Genomic DNA, 11,469 nt, shown 5'->3' with positions numbered 1-11,469 from the left:
AAAGAGGTGAGGAAAGTGGCAAAATACGATAAAAAAAGAATTGGTGAATTAATAGATGGAACTCTGGAATTTTATCAGTTAAAAGATATGATGACAAGCCACAAAGACCCTGAGCGGTTTGAAATCTATCGCGAAGTGCTGCAAGATCGTGTAAGCTGGGACGATCCGATTCTGCTGCCATATGGATTGCATCTCTATATCGTGCAAAAGGCAAACGGAGATCGTATTGTGAAATGTGATTGCGGTCATGAATTCTGTGATTATCGAGAAAATTGGAAGCTGCAAGCACGAATTTATGTCCGCGATACAGAGGAGAAAATGAATGAAATTTATCCGAAATTGATGTCGCCAGATCCCGAGTGGCAGGTGATTCGTGAATATTACTGCCCGGGATGTGCCGCGCAGCTGGAGGTTGAAGCCGTTCCGCCTTGGTACCCGATTATTCTTGATTTCGAACCAGATATCGATACGTTCTATAAGGAGTGGCTGAAGAAACCATTGCCAACGGTTAAAAGTTAATTAGATTGTAAACGGTGATTCTCTAGGATGGGAGACCCTTAAGGGTTTCCCTCTATTTATTTCCTTTGCTCTTCTGAGGAGTGCCGAATCTTCCTTTAATTTAGGAGATAACTAGAATGCTTGAAAATAATGATGATAGAAATGAGGGTAGAGAATGAAACAAATATGCAGCTCTTCATTAGAAGCGGTAAAAGACATACAAGATGGTGCTGTAATTATGGTTGGCGGCTTTGGCGTTTGTGGGATTCCTGAGAACCTGATTCAAGCTCTTTCTGAAACAGGTGTAAAAAATTTAACAGTCATTTCGAACAACTGCGGAATTGATGATTGGGGTTTAGGAATTCTTTTAAAAAGAAAACAAATCAAAAAGATGATTAGTTCCTATGTTGGTGAAAATAAGGAGTTTGAAAGACAGTTTTTATCAGGCGAAATCGAGGTAGAGCTCCTGCCTCAAGGCACATTAGCAGAAAAAATTCGCGCTGGAGGAGCCGGGATCCCCGCCTTCTATACACCTGCAGGGGTAGGAACTATTGTTGCAGACGGAAAAGAAGTTCGTACATTCAACGGGAAAGACTATATCCTTGAGAGCGCACTGACGGCTGATTTCAGCTTAGTATCAGCGTTACGAGCAGATGAAATGGGAAATCTAATTTACAGCAAAACGGCACAAAATTTCAATCCAATCATGGCAGCAGCTGGGGCAGTTACAATCGCGGAAGTGGAAGAAATGGGTGATGTTCCTGCTTCGCATGTTGTGACACCTGGTATTTATGTACAACGAATGGTTGTTTGCAGGAAAGAGAAACGGATTGAAAAACGAACCGTACAGAAAGTGGGGGAAAGGGTATGAGTACTCCAATCGATCAAACACTGGATATTAGGGAGAAAATCGCGAAAAGGGCGGAAAGGGAAATTGAATCAGGGAATTACGTGAATCTAGGCATTGGGATGCCCACATTAATTGCCAATTTAATAAGTAAGGATAAACGGGTAGTTCTTCAATCTGAAAACGGCTTGCTTGGTATTGGTCCTTACCCCAAAGAAACAGAGGTAGACCCCGATTTAATTAATGCAGGGAAAGAAACCATTACAGCTAGTAAGGGTGCATCATATTTTTCCAGTGCAGAGTCGTTTGCCATGATTCGCGGTGGGCATATTGATGTAGCAATTTTAGGAGGAATGGAAGTTTCCCAGACAGGTGACCTTGCCAATTGGATGATCCCTGGAAAAATAATTAAAGGCATGGGAGGAGCGATGGACCTTGTTCATGGAGCCAAAAAGATTATCGTTATCATGGATCACACAAATAAAAACGGGAAGCCTAAAATATTAAAACAATGCACCTTGCCTTTAACGGGTAAAGGAGTTGTCAACCGAATTATTACAGAACGAGCAGTGATGGACGTATCAGAATCTGGTTTAAAGCTAGTGGAAGTGGCAAAAGGGTATACTATTGAGGATATTCAGTCGGTTACGGAGCCTGCTCTTATAATTGATCAATATATAAAATTGGATGCTTATTAGTTTAGTATGGATAAAATGCGTGGGAATATTATTAATAAAAAGAGTTAGGTTAAACCTAGGTAGTTCAGTTTTTATGGAGAAACGGAATTAATTAACAGGCTAAATCGTAAAGTAATTTAGGTGTTTATAATCCTTGTTATTTCAATGAATATCGAACTTTAGCCTATTAAAAATTATAGCAAATAACACACAAAATAAACATGGTGATAATAACTATTGTCATCTTAACAGCACACACGTTCCGTTATTTGTAGAATAATTGTGATTTTACATTCTTATAGGACATAATTTCCGATATTTATATGAAAGGTTGTTATTTTTTCGTAATTTTTAGCAAATAACGTACCCAGTGTCCACAAGCTTTCCAAACTAGATTTATTTATGATAATAACGTACTCAATGTCCACAAAAAAGTTAAAGCATACATTTAAAAATTAAACGCATGGATTTTATTTTATCCATGCGTAACTGTTTGTTATTTCTATTGATTTTTCTGTTGTGATTTCTCCACATTATCGGAACTACCGAGCTTTAAACCTAGCTCTTTGTGTCCTAAACCATAATGAATCAATCAGACAACACTATTCTTAACCGCATTACTATCACTGACATCAGGGTCAACTACGGCAGGGGTAATGATATTTGCAGGGGATAGGTCTCCGTTTTGCTCACCAAAACCTTGATTCCGTTTATAGGTTACCAGCTGGTCGATGATCTGAAGTGAGCCTGTATTTGAGGTGGCTCCATTATCTAGCGTATTGATTTTAATGCCAAGGATATTAACTACTGTTGGTGAGATTAAAACCATAAAAAAGCACTCCCATCTTTAGAAAGATAGTCCAGAGGCATGGTTATATGATACTTGATTTTGAAGACAAACTGTCGAGTAAATCCATATCCCATACCCACGAATAAGACTGTAGGATGGGGTTGTAATCCCCGTTTTGTTCACCGAATCCTTGATTTCTTTTATAAGAAACGAACATGTCCATATGCTCACTAGGACCAAAATTGACAACCGCACCATTGTCAACTGCATTAATCTTGACGGCCATTATATTGATAGCCACTGGTGTAAATAATGTCATTTTTCCACTCCTTAGGGCTTTGGCAGATTCGCTGTTTCAAAGGTAGAATTGGAATCAAGCTGATCCCGGTCATCTACAAAACTCCTCGTACCAAAGAAATTGCTTCCGTCTCCCATATTTTGGCCTAACCCCATATTTTTTTTATCTGAATTATGCCATTCAGCCAAGAGGTTTTGGCCAACGTTAATAGCTGATGCATTTTCGAATGAATTGACCTTAATAATATTTATATTGATGTTGATATATGGTACTGGACCAGGCATTATATACCTCCTTCATTATGATTTTGCTAAGTTGTTATTTGTTTTTTGACTATAGGAATCCAGGGTTTCATTATCTAGAACAGAGGACGCAGTATCGATTCTTATACTGCCATCTGCAAATTGCTGCCCAAATCCTTGATTTTTTTTTGCACTGACATTTCTATTTGTCTTTATCGTAGCACCAAAAGATACAGCAGATAAGTGGTCAATATTATTCAGTTTGATATCCTTAATATTTATCTTGATTGGCATAAATGACATCAGCAGTTATCCTTTCTTTTTTACCAGATTATTTAAAGATATGCGCAACAGTATTACATTATGTTATTAGACTAACAATCTTAAAGAAACGAGAGGTTATCATGATGAATAAACGGATAACTAAACACTCAAGCCAACTTTTAAGAATGAATTAATAAAAAATAAATATGATTAACTATAGATGGACAAAGTATAGACCCATTAACTTCATTAAGCATAAGTCCTACACTTCTGCAAGTGGGGGGATGAATGAAAATGGGTATTCGTTTAGTGGGGGTTCAAACCCTTGCTGAATGAAGTTAAGCCTCCGGCGGGTCTTGCGATTTTTAATGGTAATTTATCGAGCGAGCTCGACGACGGACAGGAAGTCCTAGACAGGCTAGACATGCGGATGTGGCGTTTTGAAGCGTGATAAAAATCCGGACGCAAATTCGACGGGGCGAATTTGATTTAATGACGAGCACAGCAAGGAGGCGATCCATCATGGATATGAATAAAATATTTCAATGGATGGATTTGGCAAAAAAGTATCAAACCAATGATTTTTGGAAAGAGGTCTTTGAGCACCCCTCCTTTGAACAATTTATGAATAGTCAAGAAAGTTCAGGAACGGAGTCTCCTTTTGAAAATGGAAAAAATAAATGCTTTCCTCCGATAGATATCTACCTAACGGATCAAGAGGTTCTTTTAATAGCAGAATTAGCTGGTTATTCAAAAGAGCATATTCAATTATCTATTTCTGGGATAAAGCTTTTAATAAAGGGAAACAACAATACCGTTTTTCCAGGTAATCCAGTGCAGCAGGAAAGAATTATAGGCCCGTTTCAACGAGTAATTGAACTCCCTGAGCCAACGCTCCCCAATCAAATACGTGCAACTTTTAAAGATGGACTTCTTTTCATCTCCTATAAAAGACAATTTATTCAAGAGGAAGAAGTCCCTATTGAGTAATCAGCTTTTAATGAAATAAAAAATGATGTGAGGGCTCAATTTATGGGATTTTTTAATCAAGATAAACAAAGGGAACAATTGAAAATTAATATGAATGAAATCGAAAAAATCATGTTAAAAGTCAATGCTCATGAAGTTCATATAAAGAGATTATTAAACTTTGAAAATGAGATCCGGCGTTCCATGTCACATTCAGTTGAACGCAGCAAGAAGGAAAAGGCTTCTGAACATCGTAAGTTCGATTCGAATCAACGCTCTCATCTACCGGATTTATCAAAAAAAACGTCTGAAATAGAAATGTTCTTTAAGAAAAAAATAGATGAATTAGCCCGAAGAGTGGACGAGTTAGAACAATTTATACAAGATCATATACCTTCAATTGAAAAACGGCATCTTGATTCTTTGAAAATAGAAAAGCAAGTGGAGGATCTAGTAGAGAGCTTACTGGCCCAAAAATTTGCTGATATGAAGAAAAATGAGGAAAACTTACAGGCCAAAATACGTATGTTAGAAGACAAGGTTTCGAAAATGATCGAAGTAGAAAATGAACAAACTCAGGTTCAGCAGGGAAGTGGTTTTGATGAATCTGAATTTGAAAGGCTTACGGCTGAACAGTCACGATTTGATGGGGACGTAGAAAGTGAAAGCGAAGAGTACGGTGAGTCTGTTTATTTTGAAATTCAACAAAGGCTTCTTTCCTTGGAACAAAATTATCGTGTGTTAAATGAAGGACAAGCGTTACTGCTTAGACAAGTAAATGATCTGATGGGAAAATGTACGGATTACCAAAATAATAATGGGAAAGAGGAACACTCAGACCCAGCTTTTAGAACTTTATATATAGACAAGCTTTATCTAGATAAATATGAACAAAATAATAACTTTGCTCAGCTGGGGATTAATCATCTTAGCGGGGCGCTGAATATTGGTGCGACATATGGAAGCGTGCCGATGCCGATAGCTGAGCAGGTTCAAGATGATATAGCAAAGATGAAGCAGGCAAAAGAAGAAATGGAAAATCAAACAAAGCCAGATCAATCAAGCGACCCTATGGATGAGGAGTCCACAGCGAATAATCAGTCATATTCACCAGAAACAGAAATGCCTTTCACTGAAATCCAAATTGAAGATTCCTTTACTGACGAAGAATCTTCATCAGAATGATTTGTTTCCAAACTAGTCATTCAACTACAAAAGGGAAGGGACCATTTATTAAATATCACTGTTTGTAGCAAATGAATCTTTATGGTGAAAGGTTGGAAGAGGTGATGTTTAAGAATAGAAATTAGATGCTCACCATGCCAAAATGCAGGCAAGAGTAATGATTCATTCGAACTATACTTAAGCAAATTCGTATCTGAGATGATTTTCTCTTCATTCCAGTTACGAATAGCAGCTTCTAATAAGTAAAGATTATGAACCCATTCCTCTTTGATTTCTTTTGTTAACGGAACAATTTTATTCCGCTCATTCAGTATTTCAAACATCGCTTTTATATCACTATGCATTTGATATAACGTGTTTAATAATAACTCCATTTCCTGTAATAACGGTTTGCTTTTTTTGGCTGAAGGGCTGAATTTCAAGCTTTTTTCAGCCTTTTTCATTAGAGTTTCTGTTTCAAACAGCTTCTTCCGAATGAACATTAAATCTTGTTCGAATAAGTTCTTTTCAGGCAAACCTTCCTCCACCCATATAGCTAAAGATTTCAGTTTTTCCACTAAAAGCAAAGGCAAGCCTTCCATCTTTGACATCACTCTTTTTGTAAAGTTTGGCGGTCTTACTAACCAGTGAAGCACCAGAGCAGTTATTACCCAATGATTGAATCCCTAATTCGATCGAATCCATAGCCTTGCAGCTTATGCTCAAATTCAAGAACGAGTAAGACACTTAGGGCAATTTGATGAAGAATTCTACCATTTGCGCCAAATAAAAGCGGAATCAACAGGCTGACGAACATGATAACAGCGATTGACCAGGCGCTCGCATGAAGAGAAGGGGCTAGCAAGGAGACGAAAGCAACTCCTATGACAGTGCCTAAAATTCTTGCCACTCCAAATTGAATCGATTTTATCATCGTTATTTGCAAACAAAGAATCAGAGAAATAGGGGCTAGGTAGGGATATTTAGAACCAAGTAAAATAGCTAATTCCCATGAAATTGCTGATCCAATTACGAGTTTTATCATTAGATTTATTTTTTCGAAGAAGGTTAATTTTATCTTTTTCATTTACTTACTCCCAAAGACTTTCTATTCAAGGTTAGTGTTGATATATTATGGTACCTTTATTCGATGAATTGTACATACAATAAGTGAAAAAAGCGAGTAATACTATTTTTTAAATAGCGTTGACGAAATATTCTAATAAGATGTAAGATAATTTTAAACAATATTGTTGAACTTTTATGATAATAATAAACAGGTGGAGTGTAAAATTATGAGTCAACAAACGGAAACAGCATATCATTTCATTAAAGAAAGAATTCTAGATGGTACGTATAAACCATCACAAAAATTGATAGAGGCACAGTTGTCTCAAGATGTAGGAGTTAGTAGAAATACAATCAAAAAAGCGTTATTAATGCTTTCTCGTGAAAATTTAGTAGAGCTTGAGAAAAATAAGGGTGCAACCATTAAGTCCTATACTATGGAGGAAGTGGTTAACTACATGCAAATTAGGGCAGTGTTAGAAGGGCTAGTAGCTAAAAACGCAACAAAAAAAATAACAGATTCAGATTTACAAGTACTTGAACAAATTGTTCAACAGATGAAAACGTATACAGAAGAAAATGATTTCGATCGATATACATTATTAAATAATGAATTTCACGAAATTATATATAAAGCTTCAGAAAATAAGCAAGCTGTTGAAATGATTAATACAATAAAAAACCAATTAAAAAGAATCAATTTTAGAAGCCTATTACTTCCTGGAAGAAATCAGGAATCGCTGCAGGAGCACATAAGGATTTATGAGGCATTAAAAAATCGAAATGAGAAAGAAGCTGCTGAAGCTGTTGAACACCATGTTGATCATGTACGGCAAGTAATTGTCCACAATTATCAATTTCTTCAGTAAAAATAGAAAAAGGACGGAACCCTATTTATCTATGGATATTCAACAGTTTGCATTTTCTCGTAATATGTATAAAAGTCTTGGGATAAGTTTTCTCAGGGCTTTATTCTGTTTCAAAAAAAACTTTAAATTCTTTAAATGGTAAGGATTTATAGAAATGCCTTCCAATGAGCAAAAATAAATAAAAATTCTAAAAATTCTAAGTTTTAATATTGACATGTAAATAAGCAGAATTTATACTCAAATTGGAAACAAAATTGTTAATCAATTTTGCTCTAATTAAGTTAATCTTTTAAAAGTATGTTACGTAAAACACAACGCTGTTTCTATATAGAAAGGAGATTGAAAAAATGGAATCTAGCTATCAAAAACCAATTTTACCACAAATACTAACCTTGGAAATGATCATTGCAGCTTGTAAAAAAGCAAAAGAGTTAAATATAAAAGTGACTGTAGCTATTTGTGATGATGGTGGAAATTTGAAATCATTCTCGAGGATGGATGGGGCCAGCTTGTTAAGCTTAGAAATTTCTCAAAATAAGGCTTTCACATCAGCTTCAGGCAGAGCTACTGAAGATTGGTATCCAACCATTAAGGATAATCCAGCTCTTCTTCATGGGATTGTACATACCAAACGCCTAGCCATATTTGGCGGAGGCTTGCCGATTCATTTAAATGGCGTGTTAGTTGGTGGAGTTGGTGTTTCCGGCGGTACAGCGGAGGAAGATAGTGAATGTGCTAAAGCTGCTATTTCGGTAATAGAAAAAGTTTTAGAGGAAGAAGGGATTGTATATTTCTAAATGATTGAGTATTTCGGAAAAACAACTAGGTAAAGGAGCTAAAACATGATGTCTAATCCTAGAATAGGATTTATTGGGTTTGGAGAGGCTGCCTATCATATCTGTAAAGGATTAGGTTCTGAAGGTCTTACACAAATCCAAGCGTTTGATGTTATGGCAACTGATCCTATTATAGGGCAACGAATAAGGGAAAGAGCTCACTTAGCAAATGTTCATTTAACAATGACATTAGAGGATCTTGTAGTAAAGAGCAGTATCATCTTTTGTGCAACGAGTGCAAAATTCGCTCTCAAAATCGCTGAAGAAGTTGCCCAGCATATGAAAGAAGATCAGATGTATGTTGATTTGAATGCAGCATCTCCTAAAATTAAACAAGAGATTTCTTCGATGGTTAGTAAAGGTGCTGGATTATTTGTGGATGGATCTGTAATGGACCCTGTTCCACCTCACGGACATAGGGTTCCAATTTATGTAAGTGGTTCCGGGGCATCCTCATTGTATGCCTTATTACAGCCCTTCGGAATGAATATTACGGTAATTAATGACCAAGCGGGAAGTTCATCTGCAATTAAAATGGTACGGAGTATCTTTATGAAGGGATTTACTTCGCTTTTATTAGAAACGCTAACCGCTGCTTATAAGTCAGGTATTGAAAAGGAAATCATTGAGTCTATTAATAAGACATTGAGTAATCAGCCTATTGAAGAGCTGACCAATATGCTGTTGACCCGAACAGCTATCCATGCTGAACGAAGGGTTTCAGAAATGTCAGAAGTGATAGAAACGATACGAGAAAGTGATCTTGATGATACGATGTCCCGAGCGACAAAGAAGAAATTACAGAAATTGGCTGATTTACGATTGAATGAGTATTTTGATTATAAAAGTCCAGATCATTTTATCAAGGTTTTAGAAGCGATTTTTAAACAAGATATTGTTCAGCAATCACGATAGACTGAGTGTTTGCTAGTATGAGAGTTTCATATTGGGGATTTTAAATATTTGTAAAATGGAGGGAGTCTAAGTGAGTATTACACGTCAACCAAACTCAAATGGTGTACTTACGAAAGAGAAATTAGAGGATATTAGAGAAAAGTTTGACCAAGGATTGTTTCCGCAATGGATGGTCAGTGATCCTGAGATTTTTGAATTAGAAAAGGATAAGGTATTTGGTTATACATGGCAATATTTAGGACATGAATCTGAACTGAAGGAGCCTGGGGATTACGTTACAAGATGGTTAATGGACGATCCCGTCTTGTTAGTAAAAAATAAAAAAGGTGAAATTAATGTATTCTTAAACTCATGCTCTCACCGTGGAACTCATTTATGCGCCGCAGATGTGGGAAATAGAAAGACCTTTACCTGCCCATTCCATGGCTGGAGCTTTAATACAGATGGGGAATTAATGGGAGTCATTGCTGGTAATAAAGTCTTTGGCGAAAAAATGGTAAGACCAGAATGGAATTTACGAAAAATTCCACGGGTTGAGACTTATAAAGGGCTCATCTTCGGAAATTTAGATAAAAATGCGATGCCGCTTGAAGACTATCTTGGTGAACTTAAATGGTACTTTGATTTATTCCTAGCGCGAAGTGATGGCGGGATGGAAGTAGTCGGCTCCCCGCAGCGTTGGGTTGTCAATACGAATTGGAAGATTGCGGCAGAAAACTTTGGTGGAGATCCGTACCATGTAGCGACCACACATAAATCAACTGTTGAGCTTGGAATCAGTCCACAGGATCCGCTTTATGCAAGCTATGGACATCAGGTTCAATTAAATCACGGACACGCAATCAATGTTAGTTCTTCTGATAATGGACTCAATGTACCCCCATATCAAGGGCTTCCAGAAGAAATGTGGCCAATGTTTGAGAAAAATCTAACGAAAGAACAGTTAGAAGTATATAAAAAAACAGTAGTTATCGTTGGAAACTGTTTTCCAAATCTTGCTTTCCACTGTCCAGTACATGGAAACGAAGGCCATTTGCATAACTATTTAACACTACGCATTTGGAGACCGATCGCACCGGATAAAACTGAAATTTGGGCATGGTTTTTAATCGATAAGGCTGCGCCTGAAGAGTATAAACAAGCTTCTTATAAAGGGTATGTAGCTTCTTTCGGCCCATCAGGAACCTTGGAAGCAGATGATACAGAAATTTGGACCCGTGTGACAAAAGCAAGTAAAGGAAAAATGGCGCGAGATCGTGATCTAATCTTTAATAATGTACTGAATTATATGATGGGCATGGATAAAATTGAGCCGGACAAATCATGGCCGGGCCCTGGTATTGCTTACCCAACCTGTTTTACGGACTTTGCATTAAGGGGGATGCATGATTATTGGCTCGGATTATTGTCATCGGAGCGGGATGAATAAGTTGTAAGCGTTTAATTGATAAAGTAGTTAATGGGAGAGGAGATTGTATATGGAAGTACAAGAGCTCAAGATAAATATGGAAGTACTTTATGAGGTTACTAATTTGCTTAACTACGAAGCAAGACTATTAGACGATCGAAATTTTAAGGATTGGCTGGAATTGCTTACAGATGACATTGTTTACCGTATGCCTGTCCGTGTAACAAGGGAATCAAAGGATTTGACAGGTAAAGACGATGCAATGACTTATTTTGAAGAAAGTAAGAAATCTTTAACAACGCGTGTACTTAGATTTGGAACGACTTCAGCCTGGGCGGAAGATCCGCCTATACACACCCGTCATTTTGTTTCTAATATTGGAATTGAACCAGGATTAGAGAACAATGAAATTATTGTAAAAAGCTATTTTTTAACAAAACGAAGCAGAGGTACGGATCACAATGCAGAAGAAATTTTTGGTGAGCGTGTAGATGTCCTGCGCAAAGTCAACGGAGAGTGGAAAATTGCTTCTCGCTGTATTTACCCTGACCAATCTATCTTAACCGTTATGAATCTAAGCACGTTTTTATAAACAGATATGACTGCCTTTGAGAGGTGAAAGCA

16 protein-coding genes are annotated in these 11,469 nt (G+C 37.0%); 10 read left to right on the top strand and 6 right to left on the bottom strand.

Annotation, left to right across the window (positions count from 1 at the left end; all coding sequences use genetic code 11):
* Positions 1-15 precede the first annotated feature (15 nt).
* The 3 genes from R4Z09_RS18425 to R4Z09_RS18415 all read left to right on the top strand — a co-directional run bounded on the left by R4Z09_RS18425 (position 16) and on the right by R4Z09_RS18415 (position 2,043).
* Entirely contained in the window at positions 16-519 is a 504-nt protein-coding gene (locus R4Z09_RS18425; RefSeq protein ID WP_338448207.1) for an acetone carboxylase subunit gamma, read from the top strand.
* 154 nt (positions 520-673) lie between these two features.
* Positions 674-1,369 carry a CoA transferase subunit A gene (locus tag R4Z09_RS18420; protein ID WP_338448206.1) on the top strand — a complete coding sequence of 232 codons (696 nt, stop codon included), beginning with the start codon at positions 674-676 and terminating at the stop codon, positions 1,367-1,369.
* Complete coding sequence (locus tag R4Z09_RS18415) at positions 1,366-2,043, top strand: CoA transferase subunit B (protein WP_338448205.1); 678 nt, start codon at positions 1,366-1,368, stop codon at positions 2,041-2,043. Before R4Z09_RS18420 ends, R4Z09_RS18415 begins: the two co-directional genes overlap by 4 nt.
* A 571-nt stretch (positions 2,044-2,614) precedes the next feature.
* Here the strand turns inward: R4Z09_RS18415 and R4Z09_RS18410 are convergent.
* The 4 genes from R4Z09_RS18410 to R4Z09_RS18395 are packed head-to-tail and all read right to left on the bottom strand — an operon-like array spanning position 2,615 to position 3,655.
* Positions 2,615-2,851, bottom strand: coding sequence for a hypothetical protein (locus R4Z09_RS18410; RefSeq protein ID WP_338448204.1), 237 nt, complete (start codon positions 2,849-2,851; stop codon positions 2,615-2,617).
* Between the two features lie 43 nt (positions 2,852-2,894).
* The gene (locus R4Z09_RS18405; RefSeq protein ID WP_338448203.1) at positions 2,895-3,131 is read right to left on the bottom strand and encodes a hypothetical protein; all 237 of its coding nucleotides are present in this window, start codon (positions 3,129-3,131) and stop codon (positions 2,895-2,897) included.
* An 11-nt stretch (positions 3,132-3,142) separates the two neighbouring features.
* The gene (locus R4Z09_RS18400; RefSeq protein ID WP_338448202.1) at positions 3,143-3,394 is read right to left on the bottom strand and encodes a hypothetical protein; all 252 of its coding nucleotides are present in this window, start codon (positions 3,392-3,394) and stop codon (positions 3,143-3,145) included.
* Positions 3,395-3,409: 15 nt separating this feature from the next.
* Positions 3,410-3,655: a hypothetical protein gene (locus R4Z09_RS18395; protein WP_338448201.1), complete on the bottom strand. Its 246-nt coding sequence runs from the start codon at positions 3,653-3,655 to the stop codon at positions 3,410-3,412.
* Positions 3,656-4,138: 483 nt separating this feature from the next.
* On the opposite strand from R4Z09_RS18395, the gene R4Z09_RS18390 reads away from it, so the two are divergent.
* The gene (locus R4Z09_RS18390; protein ID WP_338448200.1) at positions 4,139-4,606 is read left to right on the top strand and encodes an Hsp20/alpha crystallin family protein; all 468 of its coding nucleotides are present in this window, start codon (positions 4,139-4,141) and stop codon (positions 4,604-4,606) included.
* A 42-nt stretch (positions 4,607-4,648) separates the two neighbouring features.
* Positions 4,649-5,770 carry a hypothetical protein gene (locus R4Z09_RS18385; RefSeq protein WP_338448199.1) on the top strand — a complete coding sequence of 374 codons (1,122 nt, stop codon included), beginning with the start codon at positions 4,649-4,651 and terminating at the stop codon, positions 5,768-5,770.
* A 20-nt stretch (positions 5,771-5,790) separates the two neighbouring features.
* Here R4Z09_RS18385 and R4Z09_RS18380 read toward each other — a convergent pair whose 3' ends face one another.
* Complete coding sequence (locus R4Z09_RS18380; RefSeq protein WP_338448198.1) at positions 5,791-6,360, bottom strand: hypothetical protein; 570 nt, start codon at positions 6,358-6,360, stop codon at positions 5,791-5,793.
* 56 nt (positions 6,361-6,416) lie between these two features.
* Positions 6,417-6,836 carry an FUSC family protein gene (locus R4Z09_RS18375; protein WP_338448197.1) on the bottom strand — a complete coding sequence of 140 codons (420 nt, stop codon included), beginning with the start codon at positions 6,834-6,836 and terminating at the stop codon, positions 6,417-6,419.
* A gap of 208 nt (positions 6,837-7,044) precedes the next feature.
* On the opposite strand from R4Z09_RS18375, the gene R4Z09_RS18370 reads away from it, so the two are divergent.
* From R4Z09_RS18370 to R4Z09_RS18350, 5 genes are all read left to right on the top strand, one after another.
* Positions 7,045-7,686, top strand: coding sequence for a GntR family transcriptional regulator (locus R4Z09_RS18370; protein WP_338448196.1), 642 nt, complete (start codon positions 7,045-7,047; stop codon positions 7,684-7,686).
* Between the two features lie 347 nt (positions 7,687-8,033).
* On the top strand, positions 8,034-8,483 hold the full coding sequence (locus R4Z09_RS18365; protein ID WP_338448195.1) for a GlcG/HbpS family heme-binding protein: 450 nt from the start codon (positions 8,034-8,036) through the stop codon (positions 8,481-8,483).
* 45 nt (positions 8,484-8,528) lie between these two features.
* Positions 8,529-9,437: a DUF1932 domain-containing protein gene (locus R4Z09_RS18360; protein WP_338448194.1), complete on the top strand. Its 909-nt coding sequence runs from the start codon at positions 8,529-8,531 to the stop codon at positions 9,435-9,437.
* A gap of 70 nt (positions 9,438-9,507) precedes the next feature.
* Positions 9,508-10,866 (top strand): aromatic ring-hydroxylating dioxygenase subunit alpha, encoded by a 1,359-nt coding sequence (locus R4Z09_RS18355; RefSeq protein ID WP_338448193.1) that lies wholly within the window; start codon positions 9,508-9,510, stop codon positions 10,864-10,866.
* A 49-nt stretch (positions 10,867-10,915) separates the two neighbouring features.
* Positions 10,916-11,437 carry a 3-phenylpropionate/cinnamic acid dioxygenase subunit beta gene (locus R4Z09_RS18350; protein ID WP_338448192.1) on the top strand — a complete coding sequence of 174 codons (522 nt, stop codon included), beginning with the start codon at positions 10,916-10,918 and terminating at the stop codon, positions 11,435-11,437.
* Positions 11,438-11,469 lie beyond the last annotated feature (32 nt).

The organism is Niallia oryzisoli (assembly GCF_036670025.1).
Classification (GTDB): domain Bacteria; phylum Bacillota; class Bacilli; order Bacillales; family Cytobacillaceae; genus Bacillus_BD; species Bacillus_BD oryzisoli.
This window is presented reverse-complemented; position numbering and strand designations above follow the sequence as displayed.

Bases quoted from the DNA above. Each gene is read 5' to 3' on its own strand.
- R4Z09_RS18365 (WP_338448195.1), top strand. From the start codon at position 8,034: ATGGAATCTAGCTATCAAAAACCAATTTTACCACAAATACTAACCTTG.
- R4Z09_RS18405 (WP_338448203.1), bottom strand. From the start codon at position 3,131: ATGACATTATTTACACCAGTGGCTATCAATATAATGGCCGTCAAGATT.
- R4Z09_RS18390 (WP_338448200.1), top strand. From the start codon at position 4,139: ATGGATATGAATAAAATATTTCAATGGATGGATTTGGCAAAAAAGTAT.
- R4Z09_RS18380 (WP_338448198.1), bottom strand. From the start codon at position 6,360: ATGTCAAAGATGGAAGGCTTGCCTTTGCTTTTAGTGGAAAAACTGAAA.
- R4Z09_RS18385 (WP_338448199.1), top strand. From the start codon at position 4,649: ATGGGATTTTTTAATCAAGATAAACAAAGGGAACAATTGAAAATTAAT.
- R4Z09_RS18360 (WP_338448194.1), top strand. From the start codon at position 8,529: ATGATGTCTAATCCTAGAATAGGATTTATTGGGTTTGGAGAGGCTGCC.
- R4Z09_RS18395 (WP_338448201.1), bottom strand. From the start codon at position 3,655: ATGTCATTTATGCCAATCAAGATAAATATTAAGGATATCAAACTGAAT.
- R4Z09_RS18420 (WP_338448206.1), top strand. From the start codon at position 674: ATGAAACAAATATGCAGCTCTTCATTAGAAGCGGTAAAAGACATACAA.
- R4Z09_RS18375 (WP_338448197.1), bottom strand. From the start codon at position 6,836: ATGAAAAAGATAAAATTAACCTTCTTCGAAAAAATAAATCTAATGATA.
- R4Z09_RS18410 (WP_338448204.1), bottom strand. From the start codon at position 2,851: ATGGTTTTAATCTCACCAACAGTAGTTAATATCCTTGGCATTAAAATC.
- R4Z09_RS18370 (WP_338448196.1), top strand. From the start codon at position 7,045: ATGAGTCAACAAACGGAAACAGCATATCATTTCATTAAAGAAAGAATT.
- R4Z09_RS18400 (WP_338448202.1), bottom strand. From the start codon at position 3,394: ATGCCTGGTCCAGTACCATATATCAACATCAATATAAATATTATTAAG.
- R4Z09_RS18350 (WP_338448192.1), top strand. From the start codon at position 10,916: ATGGAAGTACAAGAGCTCAAGATAAATATGGAAGTACTTTATGAGGTT.
- R4Z09_RS18415 (WP_338448205.1), top strand. From the start codon at position 1,366: ATGAGTACTCCAATCGATCAAACACTGGATATTAGGGAGAAAATCGCG.